Raw genomic sequence first — 19,747 nt, 5'->3', positions numbered from 1 at the left:
GAGGCGTCATGGACTTTGCCCTGACAGAGGAACAGACCGCGATTTTCGATATGGCCCATGCCTTCGGGCAAGAGCAGATCGCGCCCTTTGCCCGCGAATGGGAGGCCGCAGGCACCATCCCCAAGACACTCTGGCCCGAGGTCGGCGCGTTGGGCTTCGCCGGGCTTTATGTGCCCGAGGCGTCAGGTGGCGCGGGTTTGGGTCGTCTGGATGCGACACTGGTCTTCGAGGCGCTCAGCATGGCCTGCCCGTCGGTCGCCGCCTTTCTGTCGATCCACAACATGTGTGCCAAGATGATCGACAGCTTTGGCAGCGACGAGATGAAGGCGCGGGTGATGCCGGATGTGCTGACGATGCAAACCGTGCTCAGTTACTGTCTGACCGAACCCGGCAGCGGGTCCGACGCCAGTGCCTTGCGCACCAAGGCCGAGCGCACGAACGAGGGCTACACCCTCAACGGCACCAAGGCGTTCATTTCGGGCGGGGGATATTCGGACGCTTACGTGTGCATGGTGCGCACGGGCGAGGATGGGCCCAAGGGCGTGTCCACAGTGCTGGTCGAGGACGGCACTGAGGGTCTGAGTTTTGGCGCGCTTGAGGACAAGATGGGCTGGCGCAGCCAACCGACTGCCCAAGTCCAGTTCGACAATTGCAACATTTCCGGTGCCAATCTGGTCGGCGAAGAAGGTCAGGGTTTCAAATATGCGATGATGGGCCTGGATGGGGGGCGTTTGAACATCGCCGCATGTTCCTTGGGGGCGGCGCAGACGGCCTTGAACAGCACATTGCTGTATATGGGCGAGCGCAAGGCCTTTGGTCAGCCCATCAACCAGTTTCAGGGGCTGCAATTCCGCCTCGCCGATATGGAGATCGAGTTGCAGGCCGCGCGCACCTTTTTGCGGCAGGCGGCGTGGAAGCTGGATCAGGGGGCGCCGGACGCGACCAAGTTCTGCGCGATGGCCAAGAAGTTTGTCACCGAGGCCGGATCGCGCGTCGTCGATCAATGCCTGCAACTCCATGGCGGCTACGGCTATCTGGCGGATTACGGCATCGAAAAACTGGTGCGCGATCTGCGCGTCCACCAGATCCTTGAAGGCACAAACGAGATCATGCGCGTCATCGTCGCCCGCGACATGTTGAAAAACCGATGAACGATATTTCGATCCGCATCGCGGGCCGCACGGGCCGCATCACCCTGCAACGCCCGCAGGCCCTGAACGCAATGACCTACGAGATGTGTCTCGCCATCGAGGCGGCGTTGGACACATGGCGCGCCGACCCCGCAGTGGACCTCATTGTGATCGACGCCGAAGGCGAGCGCGCCTTTTGCTCGGGCGGCGACATCGCCGAACTCTATGCCACGGGCACCCAAGGTGATTATGCCTACGGTCAAAAATTCTGGGCGGATGAATACCGGCTGAACCACAAGATTTTCCAATACCCCAAACCCGTCGTCAGCTTCCTGCAAGGCTTTACCATGGGCGGCGGGGTCGGCATCGGCTGTCACGGCTCGCACCGCGTGGTGGGCGACAGCAGCCAGATCGCGATGCCCGAATGCGGCATCGGGCTGATCCCGGATGTGGGGGGCAGCCTGATGCTGGCCCTCGCCCCGGATCGGCTTGGTGAGTACCTAGGCACGACAGCCGCGCGGATGAACGGGTCAGATGCGATTTTCGCCGGGTTTGCCGACCTTTACGTACCCGAAGCCGACTGGCCGGACCTGATCTCGGGGCTTGAGAAAACCGGGGACGTCTCCGCCCTCGAAGCGGCGGCGATTGCCCCTGCCCCCGGCCCGATCCAAGGTCAAATGGCTGACATCGACCGGCACTTTCATGGACGCACCCTGGGGGATGTTCTGACAACCCTGCGACAGGACGACAGTGAGTTCGCCCGCGCCACACTCACGGCGATGGGGCGCAACAGCCCGTTATCAATGGCCTGCACGATCGAAGCCCTGCACCGTCTGCGCGGCCCTTCGCTGTCGATGGAAAAGGCGCTGGACCTCGAATACCGCTTTACCGCGCGCGCGATGGAACACGGCGATTTCCTCGAAGGGATCCGGGCGGCCATCATCGACAAGGACCGCGCACCAAAGTGGCAGTTCGCGGACATGGTCGTACCCACCAGTGCAGTCAGCAAGATGTTGATGCCACTCAAGGAAATGGCCCTGCAACTCGGAGGAACGGGAATGAAGATCGGCTTTATCGGACTGGGCAATATGGGTGCGCCGATGGCCGCCAATCTTGCCAAGGCGGGGCACAGTGTCACCGGGTTTGACGTGGCGGGCACCACCGCGAAAGGCGTGGCGCAGGCCCCCGATATTGCTGGCGCGGCGCGCGGTATGGACGTGGTGATCACAATGCTGCCAAATGGCGCGATCCTGCGCGATGTGGCCGACGCGATCATCCCCCAGATGCGCGCAGGTGCAACCCTGATCGACTGTTCGACCGTCGATGTGGAAAGCGCGCGCGCCGTGGCTGAACAGGCCCATGCCGCGGGGCTGCTGGCCGTCGATGCGCCCGTCTCTGGCGGGATCGGGGGTGCTGCGGGCGGGACGCTCACCTTCATGGCCGGGGGCAGCGCGAATGGGTTTGCCGCCGCCGAACCCCTATTCGAAATCATGGGCCAGAAGGCTGTGCATTGCGGCGACGCCGGGGCAGGTCAGGCCGCGAAAATCTGCAACAACATGATCCTTGGTGCGACCATGATCGCCACCTGCGAAGCCTTTGCATTGGCTGACAAATTGGGTTTGGACCGGCAAAAGATGTTTGACGTCGCCAGCACCTCATCGGGCTATAGCTGGTCGATGAATGCCTACTGTCCCGCCCCCGGCGTTGGCCCAACCAGCCCCGCCGACAACGACTATCTACCCGGCTTTGCGGCAGAGCTGATGCTGAAAGATCTGGGCCTCAGCCAGCAAGCCGCCGAGGCGGTTGATGCCGACACGCCCATGGGTGCACGCGCGCTGGAACTCTACCGCGCCTTTGTCGAGGACGAAGACGGTCGGGGGCGCGATTTCAGCGCCATGCTGCCCCGGTTCGAGACGCGCGGACGGGGCTGAAACGCCCCTATTCCGCCGCGACCTTCTTGGGGGCCAGCATCGCCTTGAGGTAATGGCCTGTGTGGCTTTCGGCGACGTCCGCCACCGTTTCAGGCGTTCCGGTGGCGACCACTTTGCCGCCCCCATCCCCACCTTCGGGGCCAATGTCGATAATCCAGTCAGCAGTTTTTACCACGTCCAGATTGTGTTCGATCACGATCACCGAATTGCCCTGATCGACCAGCTCATGCAGCACTTCCAACAGCTTGCGCACATCCTCGAAGTGCAGGCCAGTGGTCGGTTCGTCCAGAATATAGAGCGTTCGGCCCGTGGAGCGTTTCGACAGTTCCTTGGACAGTTTCACCCGCTGCGCCTCGCCCCCTGACAGGGTCGTGGCCTGTTGACCGACCTTGATATAGCCCAGACCCACCCGCATCAGCGCATCCATCTTTTCGCGGATCGACGGCACGGCGGTAAAGAAGGTTTGTGCATCCTCGACCGTCATATCAAGTACATCGGCGATGGATTTGCCCTTGAACTTGATCTCAAGCGTTTCGCGATTGTAGCGCGCCCCTTTGCAGGTCTCGCATTCGACATAAACGTCGGGCAGAAAGTGCATTTCGATCTTGATTACACCGTCGCCCTGGCAGGCCTCACAGCGCCCGCCCTTGACGTTGAACGAGAACCGACCGGGCTTGTAGCCGCGCGCCTTGGCCTCGGGCAGCCCTGAAAACCAGTCGCGGATCGGGGTGAACGCGCCTGTGTAGGTCGCCGGGTTCGAGCGGGGTGTGCGTCCGATGGGCCGTTGGTCGATGTCGATCACCTTGTCGAGATGTTCAAGCCCCTTGATCGTCTCGCAGGGCGCAGGCGTCTGGCGCGCCCCGTTGAGGCGCATCGAGGCCGTTTTGAACAGCGTTTCGATCGTGAGCGTGGATTTACCCCCGCCCGACACACCGGTGACACAGACGAACTTGCCAAGCGGGAAATCGACGGTCACGTTTTGCAGGTTGTTGCCGGTGGCCTTCACCACTTTCAAGGTCTTCTTCTTGCCCTTGCGCCGCGTCGACGGCACGGCGATCTCGCGCACCCCTGTCAAATACTGACCCGTAATCGACTCCGCATTGGCAGCGATGGTATCAGGTGTACCATGCGCCACCACTTGCCCACCATGCACCCCTGCACCGGGGCCAATATCGAACACATAGTCGGCCTCGCGGATCGCTTCCTCATCATGTTCAACGACAATCACGGTGTTGCCCTGGTCGCGCAGGTTCTTGAGCGTCCCGAGCAGCCGGTCGTTGTCGCGCTGGTGCAGGCCAATCGACGGCTCATCAAGGACATAAAGCACACCCGTCAGACCCGATCCGATCTGGCTGGCAAGCCGAATACGCTGGCTCTCGCCGCCACTTAACGTACCACTTGAACGTGAGAGTGTAAGATATTCCAAACCCACGTTATTCAGGAACCCCAAACGCTCGCGGATCTCCTTCAAGATCGCGCGCGCGATTTCGTTTTTCTGCTGCGTCAGATGCTCGGGCACGGTGTTGCACCACTCAAACGCCTCACGGATCGACATCTCGACCACCTGGCCTGCGTGCAGCAGTTGATCAGGCGTATCAGAGGGGCCAATTTTCACGGCCAAGGCTTCGGGACGCAGGCGATAACCTTCACAGACCCCGCAGGGACGGTTGTTCTGATAGCGTTCGAACTCCTCGCGAATCCAGTTGCTGTCCGTTTCGCGGTAACGGCGCTCCATATTGGGAATGACGCCTTCGAACACACGGGTGACTTGGTAAACGCGCCCGCCTTCGTCATAGCGAAACGGCAATTCCTCGTCACCCGACCCATAGAGAAACACCTGTTTCACATGCGCGGGCAGGTCTTTCCACTTGGTCTGGGCGTCAAATTCGTAATGTTTTGCAATGGCTTCTATGGTTTGCAGGAAGTACGGCGACTTGCCCTTGCGCCACGGGGCCAGCGCGCCGTCATAGACCTTGAGGTTCTGATCGGGCACCACGAGCCGTTCATCAAAGAACAACTCGTGCCCCAGACCATCACAGGCCGGACAGGCCCCAAAGGGTGCGTTGAAGGAAAACAGCCGCGGCTCGATCTCGGGGATGGTGAAGCCACTGACGGGGCAGGCGAATTTCTCCGAGAAGGTGCTGCGTTCGGGGTCGCCCTCGGCGGGTGCGGTCTCAAGAACCGCGATACCGTCCGCCAGATCAAGGGCCGTGCGCAAGCTGTCCGCCAGCCGCGTTTCCAACCCCTCGCGCACTACGATCCGGTCCACCACAACATCGATGTCATGGCGGAATTTCTTGTCGAGCGTGGGTGGTTCGTCCAACTCGTAGAATTGCCCATCGACCTTGACGCGTTGGAAGCCTTGCTTGCGCAACTCAATGAATTCCTTGCGGTATTCACCCTTGCGGTCGCGGATGATCGGGGCAAGCAGGTAGCCGCGCGTGCTCTCTTCAAGGGCCATGATCCGGTCCACCATGTCCTGCACTTGCTGGGCCTCAATGGGCTTGCCAGTCTCGGGTGAATAGGGCGTGCCGACGCGCGCGAACAGCAGGCGCATGTAGTCATAGATCTCGGTCACGGTGCCGACGGTCGAACGGGGGTTCTTCGACGTTGTCTTTTGTTCGATGGAAATGGCAGGTGACAGGCCCGTGATGTGATCCACATCCGGTTTCTGCATCATGTCGAGGAACTGACGCGCATAGGCCGACAGCGATTCCACATAGCGGCGCTGCCCCTCGGCATAGATCGTGTCAAAGGCGAGGCTGGACTTGCCCGACCCCGAAAGCCCGGTGATTACAACCAGTTGGTCGCGCGGAATGTCCACGTCGATGGATTTGAGGTTATGCTCGCGCGCACCGCGCACTTCGATGTTCTTTTGCTCGGCCATGTCAGCCCCCCGGAATTAACCTGTCATACATAGTCCGGCAGGACGCGCCCGCCAATGGAAAAACGAGAACAAGATGTGAACATGCGTTCTGTTGCCACAACCTGTCAGGGTGCACGCCGCCGTGCCATCCACGCGTGCATTGCCAAGCCGCCGCCAAGCACCGCGATACAGGTCCAGATCAGCCCCGGAAAGCCCGCAACTCCCAGCACAACCAGCAATACCGGCGTTCCAAGCGTGTTGCCCAGATTGCCCGTCTGGGCCACGGCACCATAGGCCTGCGATTGATGTGCGGCGCTGCTGTTGAGTTGTGGGACGGCGGCGAAACTTGCCCCTTGCACCAGCCCCAATGCGCCCGCCAGGGCAAGGCAGGCCGCTGGCAGCCCCGGTGCGACCCACAGCCACAAAAGCGATGCGATACAGAGAGCAAATCCGATCTGCACAAGCGCCACCGCGCTGATCACCCGCATCGCCAGCACACCAAGCGTCATCGACACCGCAATCGACGTCAGCGGCATCGCCCCCATCACCCAGGCCCGCCATTCGGGTGCGATATAGGGCGGCAGCACGGTCAGGATCGCAAGGAAGCAGAAGGTGTAGAACAGCCAGCCCGCCCCCGGTGCCGCAATGCGCGGAGAGCGGTAGATGGTGAAGTGGTCCTGGATGATCCCCGACAGTGACAACGCGCCTTCGGGCGGTACCTCTATCGGGCGCAGGATCAGCGTCAGCAGCACGGCAAACCCAGCCATCCAGAGCGCATGGGCCAGAAACAACGCCTCGATCCCGTAGGCATCGGCCAGAGGCAGTCCGAAGGCGACCAGCAGTGTGAAGGCGACCCCGAAAAACGTGCTCCAGAGGGTCAGGGTCAGGCCGCGATCCTTGGGGGCACTCAACTGCGCAATCAGCGTGGGGGCGGCGACGACAATGGCCAGATGCGACATCCCCTCGATCACGCGGCTTGCCAGCATCCATGGCAGGCTGGGCAAAGTCGCCTGAAACAGCGACACCGTCGCCCCGACCCAAAGCGCCCACAGCATCGCACGCCGATAGCGGATACGCGCCACAACCAATCCGGCCACAACGCCAAGCAGGATGCCCACAAAGCCGACCAGCGAGACGATAAAGCCCAACGCCGCGCCCGCATCCGGGTAGGCCGTGTCAAGCCGGTCAAAGATCACGCTGATCTTGGCATATTGGCCCGCCGCGCCCAGGCCCGCGCCCCAAAGGGCGAGAACGACAGGAAAGGAGGTGCGTGCGGTCATCCCCCTGCGCTACCCCCGAACGGCCCCCACCGCAACCCGCCCGCGCAATTGCCTTATTGCCGTCCACCTGAGGTCACAAAGCCCCGTCATACATACCCCAGCCATCACGTGTGAAAGGCATGGGCCATGGAATTCCTGAACGACATCGCAAACGTGTTCAACGGCAACATGCTGATCAACGTGATCCTGGTGCCCTTCCTGATGTGCGCCATCGTGTATGCCGTCTACAAAAAGCGCGACGCCTTCGGCCGCGACGCGGTCCAGAACACCGCCGCCACACTGCTGGTGGGGTGCATGAATTTCGGTGTCGCCTGGCTGTTTTACAAAGATATCAATGCCTTTGCCCAAAGTGCTTATGACGCGCTGCGCATCCCCACCCTGCCCGAGACGCTGTGGACCAGCGCGCCTTTGTGGCTGGTCTGCATCATCGGGATCGTGGCCAAGGATTTCGTCGATTACTGGAACCATCGGTTGATGCACACCCGGTGGGCCTGGCCCACTCATGCCGCGCACCATTCGGATACCCATGTGAACGCCTTTACGGCCTACCGGATCCATTTCTTCGAGGCGGTGCTGATGTCGCTCAGCTATATCCTGCTGCTGACCTGGATGCAGATCCCCCATGCGATTCCGGTCGTGGTGATGCTGAGTTCGATCCACAACATGTATGTGCACATGGACCTCGACTATGATCACGGGCGGCTGAAATACCTGATCGCCTCGCCCGTGTTTCACCGCTGGCACCACGCCGATGTGCCCGAGGCCCATGGCAAGAACATCGCCAACGTGATGCCGCTGTGGGATGTGCTGTTCGGGACCTATTATTATCCCGGCATCTGCCGCGAAAAGATGGGCGCGCTCGAATCCGGGATCGAGGATAAGAACCCGCTGCTGATCTACATATATCCGATCCAGGAATGGACCCGGTTGGTGCGCGCAAAATTCGGCGGCGCACCGCGCGAGGTCGAACCGGCGCAAAGCGCGCCCCTTCAGAACTGAAAAAGACACGCGCGGTGTCGCACATGCCTTTGTCTTTCGCGGTATCGCGACCCTACATATGAATGACGCGGTCGTAGGCGTCGAGCACCGACTCGTGCATCATTTCCGACAGGGTCGGATGCGGGAAGACGGTGTGCATCAGGTCTTCTTCCGTGGTCTCAAGGGCCTGACCGACAACATATCCCTGGATCAGTTCAGTGACTTCGGCCCCGATCATGTGCGCGCCCAGCAATTCGCCGGTCTTGGCATCAAAGATGGTTTTGATCAGCCCCTCAGGCTCGCCCAAGGCGATGGCCTTGCCGTTGCCGATAAAGGGAAACTTGCCGACCTTGATGTCGTGGCCCGCTTCCTTTGCCTTGGCTTCGGTCAGCCCGACACTGGCGACCTGTGGATGGCAGTAGGTGCAGCCCGCAATCGAGTTCGGCTTGATCGGGTGAACGTCGTTCTTGCCCGCGATCAACTCGGCCACCATCGTACCCTCGTGGCTGGCCTTGTGGGCAAGCCATGGCGCCCCCGCGATGTCGCCAATGGCATAAAGGCCATCGACCCCGGTGCGGCAATATTCGTCCGTGACCACATGGGTGCGGTCGATTTTCACGCCCAACGCCTCAAGACCAAGGTTTTCGACATTGCCCACGATACCCACGGCGGAAATCACCGTATCGAACTCATGCTTTTCGACCTTGCCGCCCACTTCGATATGGGCCGTGACCCTGCCCTTGGCGCGGTCAAGCTGCTTGACCATCGCCTTTTGCATGATCTTCATGCCCTGCTTTTCAAAGGACTTCTTGGCGAAGGCCGAAATCTCGGCATCTTCGACGGGCAGCACCCGGTCCATGACCTCGACCACGGTCGTATCGGCACCCAGAGTGTTGTAAAAGCTCGCAAATTCGATGCCGATGGCACCTGAACCAATGACCAGCAGCTTTTTGGGCATCCGTTTGGGGGTCAGCGCTGCCCGGTAGGTCCAGACCAGGTCGCCGTCCGCCTCAAGCCCCGGCAATTCGCGGGCGCGGGCACCGGTGGCGAGGATGATGGCCTTGGCCGCAAGCTCCTCGATGCCCTTGTCGGTTTTGACGGAGACCTTGCCCTTGGACGGGATCGTGCCCTCGCCCATGATCACGGTTACCTTGTTTTTCTTGAGAAGATGGCCGACGCCACCTGACAGTTGTCCCGCCACGTTGCGTGAGCGTTTGACGACAGCGTCCAGATCATAGTCGATGCCGTCAGCCTTGAGGCCAAATTCCTTGGCACGGTGCATCAGATGAAACACTTCGGACGAGCGCAGCATTGCCTTGGTCGGGATACAGCCCCAGTTGAGACAGATGCCGCCGAGGTTCTCGCGTTCGACGACGCAGGTGCTAAGGCCCAGTTGGGCCGCACGGATCGCAGCCACATAGCCCCCGGGACCAGAGCCAACCACCACTACGTCAAAAGATCTCGCTGCCATTTCAATGTCCTCGCCATCCGCTGCATCAGAATTAGTTTACCGTTAAACTAATTCCGCCATGATCTCAACGCGAGCTTGGCGCGACAAATCGCCTGACGCAAGGGCAGTCTGCGTCTGATCAGCAGTTTTGGGCGCAGGCAGGTTGGCCTCAGGCGGCTTTGTCGGCCTGAAGGCTGCGCAGGACAGCACCGTAGCCGCCATTGTCCAGATGCGCCTGCTCGGCCCCTGTGGTCTTGCGGCCAAGGGCGGCATTGCGGTGCGGAAAGCGGCCAAACTGGCGGATCACCTCGCGGTGAGCGCGCGCATGCAACAAGAACGTCTCGTCCTCCATCCGCTCACAGATCAGGCGCACGGCCCGGTCCTGATCACAGAGGTTTTCGGAATGTTCGAGGGGCATGTAAAAGAACTGGCGTGCCGGAGGGTCAATGCGCAGGTCCCATCCTTTGGCGATGGCCGATTTGGCTGCCGCCAGCGCGGCCCGATCCATCGCAAACGCACGCGGATCATCCCGGAACATGTTGCGCGAAAACTGATCGGTCAGAATGATGTAGGCAAGTGCGCCATTAGGATAGGTCAGCCAAAGGGCGAATTTGCCCTCGGATGCGGCCCGCCATGTCGATTCGAACCTGCTGCACAGTTCGGCATCAAAGGCATCATCGCTTTGGTACCACTGGTTCGGATCACATTCATCCAACCAGAATTTCAAGATGTCGTCCGGACCCACCATGGTTTTTCTCCTGTTCCCATGCCCCGTTACGCAATCGTTACATCTGTTTTACAGGTCCACCCAATCACGAAATACAACATCCACGACATATTACGCGACCCGACTGTCATCGCCGGGCTCTTCGTAAGTGTCGATGACGTGTTCCTGCGCGATTTCCATGGCGACAGGCGTGGTCGAGGTTTGTGACATCGCCACGTAGGTGCCCTGTTCATCTACGGGCACCGAAGGTCGCTGCGTCATGCGATAGACGCTGTAGGCGACCAGTATGACAAACAGAATCCCGGTAAACAGATAAAAGCCGGAGGGGCCGATATTCTCCATCAGCGCCCCCACGACCAGCGGGCCGAACACCGCACCAAGCCCGTTGACAAAGATCAGCCCCCCCGAGGCGGCCGCCATGTCTTCGTGTTCGAGATAGTCGTTGGTGTGCGCGATCAGCAGCGAATAGAGCGGGTTCGAGACGCCCCCCACCACAAAGGCCGACAGGAGCAGGAAGGCGAAGTTGCCCCCCAGCACCATGCCCATGAACGAACCCAGCAACCCAACGATGGACGCCATCACGATCACGCGCCGCCTGTCAGCCCGGTCCGACAACCAGCCGATCGGGTATTGCAGCACCACCGCCCCGATAAAGAAGGTCGCCACAAAGGTCGAAATCTGCGCCACACTCAGCCCCACCTGCGCCCCGTAAACCGCCGACATCCCGAACTGCGCCGAAAAGACGCCGCCAAGGATCAGCATCCCGAAGACCCCCAATGGCGAGAATTTGGCAAGGTCCCGCAGGCTCATCGGTTTGGTGGTATCAAAGGCGGGTGTGGGGCTGATCGACAACAGGATCGGGGTGACCGCGATGCTCACCAGCACCGAAGGGATCACAAACAGCACAAAGCCCGACGGGTCCGCCGTCAACAGCAGTGCCTGACTCGCCACGATCCCAAGCGTCTGCACGATCATGTAGAGTGACAGCGCCTGCCCCCGGTTCGAATTGTCCGCCGCATCGTTCAGCCAGCTTTCCGCCGTGACATAGACTGCCGAAAAACAGAACCCGATGATCACCCGCCCGATGGCCCACAGCCATGGGTCCGCAAAGGTCGGATACAGAATCATCACCGCCGAAATCAGTGACGCAAGGGCCGCAAACACCCGCACATGCCCCACCCGTCGGATCATCCGGGGTGCCATGCGGCTGCCCCCCAGAAACCCCGCGAAATAGGCCGACATCACAATCGACATCTCGAAGGTCGAAAACCCTTCGATTTCGCCCCTGACCCCAAGCAGCGTGCCTTGCATCCCGTTGCCCACCATCAACAGGAACATGCCCAATAGAAGCGCCCATGCGCTTGTCAAAACCTGGATCATGGCTGTGGCCTCCTGTCCGCGAGGGTGTGGGTCAGCCGTGTCACGAGCGCCAACGGGCTGTCTAGCGAAGGATACGACGCACTTATGTCGATTTTGACCCATTTGCGGGCGGCAGCAGCAATGAGGCATCCCCATATGAAAAGAAGCGATATTTTTGCGCGATGGCGTGGGCATAGATTTCGCTTACGCGGTCCTGTCCCATAAGGGCGGACACCAGCATCATCAGCGTGGATTTGGGCAGGTGAAAATTGGTCATCAGCCCATCGCTGACCTGCATCTCGAAACCGGGATATATGAAAATATCCGTCTCGCCTTCCCAAGCGGCAATCCCGCCGTCTCGGGCCATCGTCTCGATCAGGCGCAGGGCGGTGGTGCCCACCGGAATGACCCGCCCGCCGCGCTGTTGGGTCTGCGCAATGTCATTTGCGGCATGCGCGCTGACCTGTCCCCATTCGGCGTGCATCTTATGGGTCGTCACATCCTCGACCTTCACCGGCAGAAAGGTCCCCGCACCTACATGCAGGGTCACGTGGGTCATCTCCACGCCGCGTGCCCTCAGGGCTTCCAGCAGCGCCTCATCGAAATGCAGCGAGGCGGTGGGGGCGGCGACGGCCCCGCTGTTGCGCGCCCAGACCGTTTGATAGTCGGTCTTGTCCTGCTCATCGGCGGCCCGTTTGGCCGCGATATAGGGCGGCAGCGGCATCGCGCCCGCCTGCGCCAAGGCCACGTCAAAATCCTCACCCGTCAGGTTGAAGCGCAACAGCCCCTGCCCCTCACGGGTTCCTGTCAGCGTGGCGGACAGATCGGGTGAGAACGCCACCTCTTCACCCGGTTTTACCTTCTTGAGCGGTTTGACAAGCGCGGACCACGTGCCATCCGATTGTGGCTCAAGCAGGGTGACTTCGATCCGGGCCGTTGTGTCGCCTTGGGCGCTGGTGCGCGCGCGCGTTCCGAACAGGCGGGCCGGGATGACGCGGGTGTCATTCAGCACCAGCAGATCACCGGGGCGCAGCCAGTCCACCAGATCGGTCACGACCGCATCATGGGTGTCGCTCCCATCCGCCACAAGCAAACGTGCCGAGGATCGCGGCACCGCCGGGCGGGTCGCGATCAACTCTTCGGGCAGGTGGAAATCAAAGTCGCTCAGACGCATGGCGGGTCCCCTACCCCGCGCCCTAGCGCTGATCAAGCCGTTCCTGACGCTCGCGCAGGCGGCGCTGCGCCCGTGTTTCCCCTTGCTGCGGGGGCGCGAAGGCTTCGGGCCGGGTGGGGCTGCCCGCCCCGCCGTCGACCTCGGGCAGTTCAGGGGCCGGTGCGCGGAAAATCTCGCGGAACATCCCCGGTGTCAGCGCCGAAAGCGGGTTCACCTGCACCTGCGGACTGGCGGCAGGGCCGCGCAGGCGATAGTTGAACCCGATCAGCCCCTCGCCCTTGCGGGTAAAGATGCTGCCAAGCCCGTTGAGGATGAAGATGGGCGAGATCACCCCCTGCATATCGAGGATGGACCGGGTCACATCGTAGGTTCCGTCCATCGACAGCCCCAAGGACGGGCCGACCGCACTGGCCTGGGTCAGCGCCATGGTGGAGGGGGTCAGGCGGAACGCGGCCTCGACCTCCTGAAAGTGGATGCCGTTGCCGCCCAACTGTTCCAGCAGGCCCACAATGCTGACAGCGTTAAGCAGGGCTGCAATGGCGGGCGCGTCCTGTATCCGGGTTTCAGTGATCCGCAGGCTGCCGTCAAAGCTTGCCGCGCCGACAGGCAGCAAGGTCAGCGACAGGTCCCCACCCCGCGCCTGTTTGAGGATCCCGGCAGAGCGCGCCACCCCACCCGCATCCTGTCCGGTGATGCGGATCGCGCTGCGCCCGTTCTGCGGCAACACCTGCCCCCGGATCGCGGTGCCTCCGTTGACTTGGGCGTTGAATGATCCATCAAGCCCCCGCGCCATGTTGAATTCACCACTCATGCCCGTCAGCGCAATGGTGTCGGTAATGGTCAGCCGGTCCAGCGCCAGCGACAGCGGCCCGCCCCCTTGCTGCCCGCCCGTGCCGGACCCTGCCCCGCCAAAGTCGGCGCGGCGCAGATCGAGCGTGCCACCGCGCACCGCGACCGCCGGGGCCGCATTGCGCCCGCGCCCGACCAGATCGACAGGCGCGCGCAGCCAGTCCCCGACGCGCACATCCGTAAAGCGCGCCAATTCCAACCCGCCACCCGGTGTCAGCGTGATCGACCCCGTTGCCCGCAGGCCCGGTGCATCCAGCGTCAGTTGATCCACGCGCGGTGTCGCACCAAGCGCGCCGCTCAACGTCAGCGACCCGGCAGTGCCCGCCGATTTGCTCCACCCCAGAGGGGGCGATGACAGGCGCAGCCCGCGCAGGTTTGTGGCGAGTGTGAACCGGGGCACAGCCCCGCCAAGGGGCAGATCAACGGTGATATTGCCGACCCCCTGCCCACGCACAAGGCCGGCAGGCAGCCCGATCCGAAAGGCATCGATGGTGCGCTCGGACAGCTCGATCGTGCCCTCGACCCGGCTGGGCTGGGGCGTCTGCGCCAGCGGCTGCGTCCATGTCGCATCGTAAGGCACCCCATCAAGCGTACCCTTGCCCGCCACCGTCACACCCGTATTCGAGGCAACAACACGCAGCGTGTCCGAGGCCAGCGTGCGCCCCTCGATCAGCGTCGTGCTGACCACGTTGCGCGCGGTGCCCGTGGCATCAAATTCGAGGTCCGACGTCTTGATCCCCCGTCGCAGCGGCAGCGCCAGCGTGCCCGCCAGCTGCAACCGCCCGTCCGCAAGGCCGGGGGACAAGTCGGCCTTGTTCATAATGCTGAGCGGCGGTTGGTCCAGCAAGGACAGCGCGGCGGTCACGGTGCCTGCCGCCTCGACCCGCACAACCGCCGGTGCACCCTCGCGCGCTGTGACGTCGGGAATGATAAAGGACGACCCACCCACCTCGACAATGCCGCCCTGAGGCGCGCGCACCTGCCCCGCATCCACCGACACCACAAACCGGTTGCCAAGCAGGCTGGCCGTGCCCCGCGCCCCCGTCACGGGCGGCAGGGTTTTGACATAGCGCACATGCGCCTCGTCATAGTCAAAGCTGGCATAGGCCGTGGTCGGGGCCGAGGGCGTATCACGCAGCACCAGGTCCAGATTGCTCAGACGACCCCCCTTGAGGTTTTCGACCAGCCACTTGCGCGTTGGCGGGATCACCCGTTCGGGCCACAGCGCGAGCAGCCGCTCGGGCGACAGACCATCCATCTGCGCATCCAGCCCATAGCTCCACCCCTCTCCCCCTGCCGTCAGGGTGCCACGCGCCAGCAACATCTGCCCCTGATCCTGAAACAGCGCCTGCCCCACATCCAGACGGAACGGGTCCAGAGCGAGGCGAAAGTCCATCTCGGCGGCCTCAAAGCTGACCGGCTCGGCATATATGTCATCGGGGTTGGCCGACAGGACACTGGCCTGAAACTGGCCCACCAGATCGTCCAGTTGCCCGTCCGCCCCGATCCCCAGAACGGTCTGCCCGTCAAGGCGGGCCGTGATCCACGCGCTTTCAACGGACAGCTCGTCAAAGGCCAGCACGCCCTCGACAGGGTCATAGTTGAAATAGGTGCGCGCCGACTGGAAGGGCACGGGCCGGGCCGCATCGTTGGGCTGCACCACCCCTTCGCCGATGGTCAGCGACGCATTCAGCGGTGCAAGGCCGCCCTGCGCATTGACCCCGCCCCGCATCGCCCCCGAAATCGGGGCGCGCAACACATCAAGCCACGCAAAGGCAGGCGCAAGGGTCGCGATATCGCCCGATGCGATATCGGCAACGGCAATGCCAAACTTGGCCTCGGTCGCGCCGACCTCGCTTTCGTAATTCGCCGCAAGGGTGGCCACCCCCTGCCCCCCGCTGAGCAAGGCCAGATCAGAGGTGATGCGCACCGTGTCATCATCGCGCAGCAGGCGCATCCGGCCCCCGTCGATGGTCCAGGCCCGCCCCGATTGCAGATCCTCGACCCGCAGGGTGAGCGCGCGGATATCCGCCTCGGTCAGCGCGCCAAGCCCGTCACGGGTCAGCAACTCGTCAATGCCCCCGATAAGTTGGGCAAGGGTCGCCGCCTCGCGTGTCGGAGCCGACAGATCAAGCCCCCCCGACAGGCGCACAGACCCATCCGCCTGACGCTGCAGGTTCACGAAAATGCCGCTGATGCTGATGCGCGCGGGGCGGATCTGGCCGCGCAGCAGATCAGTGAGCGACAGGCCCGCGGTCAACTCGCCAAAGGCGACGATCTCGGCCCCTGTTTCGGTGACAAGCTGCACATTGCTCATCCGCACCTGCGGCATCATCCCGTCAACAACAACCAGATCCAGCGCATCAAAACGCAATTGCCCTTCGTTGATCGCCTCGTCCGCGCGCAGTTCGATCTGGTCGTGCAGCCATGCGGGGGCCGACACGGGCCGCCCCATCAGCACATAGATCAGCGCCCCCAGCACAACCGCCGTCATCAGCGACATCACCAGACTGCCTAAGCCAAGACGCCGCCACAGGCGTTTGCGCCGCACGGGTGGCGGCGGATTTATGGGATCGGCACTGCTCATGTCTTTATTCTTGCTGCCTCTGCCCTATCATGCCAGTCACAACTTTCCGATATGTGACGAAAAGGCCAAATGATGCTGGACATTGCGACCCCTGCCCCCGATTTCACGCTGCCTGATGGCAATGGTGCCGATGTGACCCTGTCCGCGCTCAAGGGCGGGCCTGTGGTGCTGTATTTTTATCCCCGCGACGACACGCCCGGCTGCACCAAGGAATCGATTGCGTTTTCCGAACATCTGGGCGCGTTCGAGGCCGCAGGTGCCAAGGTCTTTGGCATCTCCAAGGACAGTGTGGCAAGTCATGCGAAATTTGCGACCAAACGCGATCTTTCGGTTCCCTTGCTGTCGGATGAAAACGGCACGGTCTGCGAGGACTATGGCGTGTGGAAGGAAAAGAACATGTACGGCAAGAAGTACATGGGGATTGAACGCACAACCTATCTGATCGACGCCAATGGCGATGTGGCAATGGTCTGGCCCAAGGTCAAGGTGCCCGACCACGCCGAGGCGGTCCTGGCGGCGGTGCAAGCCCTGTGATGATGCCGCTCGCGCAGATGGCCGAGGCTGTGCTGCGCACGGCCGGGGGGCGTGAAAAGACCGCCCTGTCGCGCGAATATGCGGCCCGTTGGCAGGCTGCGCGCGCCGCTGGCGAGGTGCCCGAGGTCGGCAGCGCTGACCCACCGCTGCACCCGGCCCGCCCCGCAGCACCGGAGTTGCTCAGCCCGCGCGACGTGCCCCGCCGCCGCCCCGGCAGCCCGGAGGGACGCATCGCGCTGCTGCACGCAGTGGCCCATATCGAGTTGAACGCGGTCGATCTGCACTGGGACATCATCGCGCGGTTCACGGATGTGCCCATGCCCATCGGGTTCTATGACGACTGGGTGAAGGCCGCCGACGAGGAATCCAAGCATTTCGGGTTGATGTGCGACTGCCTTGAGGCCCTGGACAGTTTCTATGGGGCCCTGCCCGCCCACGCGGGCATGTGGCGCGCCGCCGAAGACACCAAGGACGACTTCATGGGGCGGCTTGCGGTCGTACCCATGGTGCTTGAGGCCCGCGGACTGGACGTCACACCGGGCATGATCGAGGTGTTCAAAAAGGCAAAACTGGATCAGGCCGTCTCGGCTCTTGAGACGATCTATGGCGAGGAAGTGGCCCATGTGGCCTATGGATCCAAGTGGTTTCACTTCCTGTGCGGGCGGCACGAGATGGACCCGAAAACCGCCTTTCACGGGCTGGTCCAGCACTATTTTCACAGTCCGCTCAAACCCCCGTTCAACGAAGAAAAACGGGCTGACGCAGGGTTACCCCCTGATTTCTATTGGCCTTTGGCCATAGCAGACTGAGCCGTATGGATCCTATGCGCGGTTTTCCGCCACTTTGACGTAAATCCGCACCGCTTGGCAGCCCAATATTCAATCAGGCTTGCCGCGACCGCACGACGCCCTTATGCACAGGCCCCAAGGCACCGTGTTGGGGGATGCGAGCGCCGCGATTGAGATGGGACAAGGGACGGGACGCAGTGCGAACACGCCTCGGGATTAAGTGGCATGGTTTGCTGGAACACTATTTTCCAGAACGCCGTGTGTTTTTGAAGTCTGATACAGACACGCGATTCATCCGCTTGCGCTCTGGCACGCAGCTTGTCGCCTTTGCCGGCAGTTCGTTTTTGGTGGCCTGGGCCATCGTGGCCACCGCCATCCTTTTGATGGACAGCATCGGGGCCGGAAACTTTCGCGAACAAGCCAAGCGTGATCAAAAGACCTATCAGGCCCGTCTGAACGATCTATCCTCGCAGCGCGATGCCCGCGCCGAAGAGGCCCTGGCCGCCCAGGAACGCTTTAACGCCGCCCTCACCCAGATTTCGGTGATGCAGTCCGAACTGCTCGAATCAGAGACGCGCCGCCGTGAGGTAGAAACCGGGATCGACGTGATCCAGTCCACCCTGCGCGACACGATGCAGGCCCGCGAGGCGGCCCGCACCGAATTGGCGGCCTTGCAGGAAAACCTTGAAGCCGGGACCGGTGGCACGGCGCTGGCATCGGCTGGCGGCGGGGCTCCGATGGATTTCGTGGCCGAGGCCTTGGCCAAAACCGCCGCCGAACGTGATAAGGTGGTGCAGGACGCGCAGGACGCGCTGCTGGCCGCCGACGAGATGGCGACCGAAATCGCGCTGATGCGCGAACAGAACGACCAGATTTTCCGCCAGCTCGAAGAAGCCATGAGCGTCTCGGTCTCGCCTCTGGACAAGATGTTCCGGGCCGCTGGCATGCCCACGGATCGCATCATCGAACAGGTGCGCCAGGGCTATTCCGGTCAGGGCGGCCCCTTGACCCCGATTTCATTCTCGACCCGTGGCGAGGAACCAAGCCCGGATGAGCTGCGCGCCAATCGGCTGCTGAACCAGATGGACCAGTTGAACCTGTATCGGATCGCAGCCCAGAAGGCCCCCTTTGCGGCCCCCGTCAAAAATGCGTTCCGTTTCACCTCGTCCTTCGGGTTCCGCCGTGATCCTAAGACGGGTGGGCGGCGGATGCACAATGGAGTGGATTTCGCCGCCTCCCTTGGCACGCCGCTTTATGCGACGGCGGATGGGGTTGTCACCCATGCGGGCTGGCAGTCCGGCTATGGCCGTCTGGTCAAGATCCAGCACGAGTTTGGTATCGAAACCCGCTATGCCCACCTGTCGCAACTCCGCGTGAAAGTTGGCCAAAGGGTCTCGCGCGGGGATCGGATTGGTGATATGGGAGCCTCCGGACGGGTCACTGGCGTCCATCTTCACTATGAAGTGCGTGTTGGCGGCAAAGCCGTAAATCCCATGATCTATATCAAGGCAGCGAACGATGTTTTCTAAGAGCAAAATCAACGAACCGGGCCCCAATGCGGATGCAGCCAAGCCTGCGACCCCCGCAGCCCCCGCCCCGTCTTCGGCCCCCAAGTCGAGTGAATTCAAGGCCAGCGCCCCCAAGGCCAAGCCGCCCGCCTCGATCCTGTCGGCAGACCTGCACGTGACGGGCAACATGAAGACCACCGGCGACATTCAGGTCGAAGGCACTGTGGAAGGCGACATTCGCGCCCACCTGCTGACCATCGGCGAAAGCGCCACCATCAAGGGCGAAGTGGTTGCCGATGATGTGGTCATCAATGGCCGTATCGTGGGCCGTGTGCGCGGCCTCAAGGTGCGCTTGACGTCGACCGCACGGGTCGAGGGCGACATCATCCACAAGACCATCGCGATCGAAAGCGGGGCCCATTTCGAAGGCTCCGTGCAGCGTCAGGACGATCCGCTCAACTCAGGTGCGAAACAACCGGCCCCGCAAGCCGCAGCCCCCAAGTCGGACTGATCTGCGTAACCCGGAACCCGGATTTGAAGGGGTGTCGCACATCGGTGTGACGCCCTTTTTTCTATGTCCGTCACG

At 62.1% G+C, this 19,747-nt stretch carries 14 protein-coding genes and 1 pseudogene; 8 read left to right on the top strand and 7 right to left on the bottom strand.

Annotation, left to right across the window (positions count from 1 at the left end; all coding sequences use genetic code 11):
* The first annotated feature begins 8 nt into the window (after positions 1-8).
* The 3 genes and pseudogenes from Q0859_RS08480 to mmsB all read left to right on the top strand — a co-directional run bounded on the left by Q0859_RS08480 (position 9) and on the right by mmsB (position 3,061).
* On the top strand, positions 9-1,151 hold the full coding sequence (locus Q0859_RS08480) for an acyl-CoA dehydrogenase family protein (RefSeq protein ID WP_299149737.1): 1,143 nt from the start codon (positions 9-11) through the stop codon (positions 1,149-1,151).
* Positions 1,148-2,101: pseudogene (locus Q0859_RS21515) on the top strand (enoyl-CoA hydratase/isomerase family protein); the annotation flags it as partial. The gene Q0859_RS08480 and the pseudogene Q0859_RS21515, both read left to right, overlap by 4 nt.
* 87 nt (positions 2,102-2,188) lie before the next feature.
* Positions 2,189-3,061: a 3-hydroxyisobutyrate dehydrogenase gene (gene mmsB / locus Q0859_RS21510; protein WP_366523194.1), complete on the top strand. Its 873-nt coding sequence runs from the start codon at positions 2,189-2,191 to the stop codon at positions 3,059-3,061.
* Between the two features lie 7 nt (positions 3,062-3,068).
* On the opposite strand, the gene uvrA is transcribed toward mmsB, so the two are convergent.
* A complete protein-coding gene (uvrA, locus tag Q0859_RS08470; RefSeq protein WP_299149733.1) occupies positions 3,069-5,948 on the bottom strand; it encodes an excinuclease ABC subunit UvrA in 2,880 nt (959 codons plus the stop codon).
* A gap of 104 nt (positions 5,949-6,052) precedes the next feature.
* On the bottom strand, positions 6,053-7,207 hold the full coding sequence (locus Q0859_RS08465) for an MFS transporter (RefSeq protein WP_299149730.1): 1,155 nt from the start codon (positions 7,205-7,207) through the stop codon (positions 6,053-6,055).
* Positions 7,208-7,333: 126 nt separating this feature from the next.
* On the opposite strand from Q0859_RS08465, the gene Q0859_RS08460 reads away from it, so the two are divergent.
* The gene (locus tag Q0859_RS08460; RefSeq protein ID WP_299149727.1) at positions 7,334-8,206 is read left to right on the top strand and encodes a sterol desaturase family protein; all 873 of its coding nucleotides are present in this window, start codon (positions 7,334-7,336) and stop codon (positions 8,204-8,206) included.
* 52 nt (positions 8,207-8,258) lie between these two features.
* Here Q0859_RS08460 and lpdA read toward each other — a convergent pair whose 3' ends face one another.
* From lpdA to Q0859_RS08435, 5 genes are all read right to left on the bottom strand, one after another.
* Entirely contained in the window at positions 8,259-9,656 is a 1,398-nt protein-coding gene (gene lpdA / locus Q0859_RS08455; RefSeq protein ID WP_299149726.1) for a dihydrolipoyl dehydrogenase, read from the bottom strand.
* Positions 9,657-9,804: 148 nt separating this feature from the next.
* Positions 9,805-10,383 (bottom strand): DUF924 family protein, encoded by a 579-nt coding sequence (locus Q0859_RS08450; RefSeq protein WP_299149724.1) that lies wholly within the window; start codon positions 10,381-10,383, stop codon positions 9,805-9,807.
* 90 nt (positions 10,384-10,473) lie between these two features.
* Entirely contained in the window at positions 10,474-11,742 is a 1,269-nt protein-coding gene (locus Q0859_RS08445; RefSeq protein WP_299149722.1) for an MFS transporter, read from the bottom strand.
* A gap of 82 nt (positions 11,743-11,824) precedes the next feature.
* Positions 11,825-12,895 carry a tRNA preQ1(34) S-adenosylmethionine ribosyltransferase-isomerase QueA gene (gene queA, locus Q0859_RS08440; RefSeq protein WP_299149720.1) on the bottom strand — a complete coding sequence of 357 codons (1,071 nt, stop codon included), beginning with the start codon at positions 12,893-12,895 and terminating at the stop codon, positions 11,825-11,827.
* Positions 12,896-12,917: 22 nt separating this feature from the next.
* On the bottom strand, positions 12,918-16,331 hold the full coding sequence (locus Q0859_RS08435) for a DUF3971 domain-containing protein (RefSeq protein ID WP_299149717.1): 3,414 nt from the start codon (positions 16,329-16,331) through the stop codon (positions 12,918-12,920).
* A 72-nt stretch (positions 16,332-16,403) separates the two neighbouring features.
* Here Q0859_RS08435 and bcp point away from each other — a divergent pair, with 72 nt between their 5' ends.
* From bcp to Q0859_RS08415, 4 genes are all read left to right on the top strand, one after another.
* Positions 16,404-16,865 carry a thioredoxin-dependent thiol peroxidase gene (bcp, locus tag Q0859_RS08430; RefSeq protein ID WP_299149714.1) on the top strand — a complete coding sequence of 154 codons (462 nt, stop codon included), beginning with the start codon at positions 16,404-16,406 and terminating at the stop codon, positions 16,863-16,865.
* Entirely contained in the window at positions 16,865-17,674 is an 810-nt protein-coding gene (locus Q0859_RS08425; protein WP_299149713.1) for a ferritin-like domain-containing protein, read from the top strand. Before bcp ends, Q0859_RS08425 begins: the two co-directional genes overlap by 1 nt.
* A gap of 176 nt (positions 17,675-17,850) precedes the next feature.
* Positions 17,851-19,182: a M23 family metallopeptidase gene (locus Q0859_RS08420; RefSeq protein WP_299149712.1), complete on the top strand. Its 1,332-nt coding sequence runs from the start codon at positions 17,851-17,853 to the stop codon at positions 19,180-19,182.
* Positions 19,172-19,672, top strand: coding sequence for a polymer-forming cytoskeletal protein (locus Q0859_RS08415; protein ID WP_299149711.1), 501 nt, complete (start codon positions 19,172-19,174; stop codon positions 19,670-19,672). Before Q0859_RS08420 ends, Q0859_RS08415 begins: the two co-directional genes overlap by 11 nt.
* The last annotated feature ends 75 nt before the right edge of the window (positions 19,673-19,747 follow it).

Origin of the sequence: uncultured Tateyamaria sp. (assembly GCF_947497045.1) — a bacterium.
Lineage (GTDB): Bacteria > Pseudomonadota > Alphaproteobacteria > Rhodobacterales > Rhodobacteraceae > Tateyamaria.
The sequence above is the reverse complement of the archived record's forward strand: the minus strand, read 5'-3'. Positions and strand labels throughout refer to the sequence as shown.

What these genes read in the sequence shown, in the direction of transcription:
- Q0859_RS08435 (WP_299149717.1), bottom strand. Translation starts at nt 16,331, where the DNA reads ATGAGCAGTGCCGATCCCATAAATCCGCCGCCACCCGTGCGGCGCAAA.
- queA (WP_299149720.1), bottom strand. Translation starts at nt 12,895, where the DNA reads ATGCGTCTGAGCGACTTTGATTTCCACCTGCCCGAAGAGTTGATCGCG.
- Q0859_RS08415 (WP_299149711.1), top strand. Translation starts at nt 19,172, where the DNA reads ATGTTTTCTAAGAGCAAAATCAACGAACCGGGCCCCAATGCGGATGCA.
- Q0859_RS08465 (WP_299149730.1), bottom strand. Translation starts at nt 7,207, where the DNA reads ATGACCGCACGCACCTCCTTTCCTGTCGTTCTCGCCCTTTGGGGCGCG.
- Q0859_RS08445 (WP_299149722.1), bottom strand. Translation starts at nt 11,742, where the DNA reads ATGATCCAGGTTTTGACAAGCGCATGGGCGCTTCTATTGGGCATGTTC.
- uvrA (WP_299149733.1), bottom strand. Translation starts at nt 5,948, where the DNA reads ATGGCCGAGCAAAAGAACATCGAAGTGCGCGGTGCGCGCGAGCATAAC.
- Q0859_RS08460 (WP_299149727.1), top strand. Translation starts at nt 7,334, where the DNA reads ATGGAATTCCTGAACGACATCGCAAACGTGTTCAACGGCAACATGCTG.
- Q0859_RS08425 (WP_299149713.1), top strand. Translation starts at nt 16,865, where the DNA reads ATGATGCCGCTCGCGCAGATGGCCGAGGCTGTGCTGCGCACGGCCGGG.
- bcp (WP_299149714.1), top strand. Translation starts at nt 16,404, where the DNA reads ATGCTGGACATTGCGACCCCTGCCCCCGATTTCACGCTGCCTGATGGC.
- lpdA (WP_299149726.1), bottom strand. Translation starts at nt 9,656, where the DNA reads ATGGCAGCGAGATCTTTTGACGTAGTGGTGGTTGGCTCTGGTCCCGGG.
- Q0859_RS08480 (WP_299149737.1), top strand. Translation starts at nt 9, where the DNA reads ATGGACTTTGCCCTGACAGAGGAACAGACCGCGATTTTCGATATGGCC.
- mmsB (WP_366523194.1), top strand. Translation starts at nt 2,189, where the DNA reads ATGAAGATCGGCTTTATCGGACTGGGCAATATGGGTGCGCCGATGGCC.
- Q0859_RS08450 (WP_299149724.1), bottom strand. Translation starts at nt 10,383, where the DNA reads ATGGTGGGTCCGGACGACATCTTGAAATTCTGGTTGGATGAATGTGAT.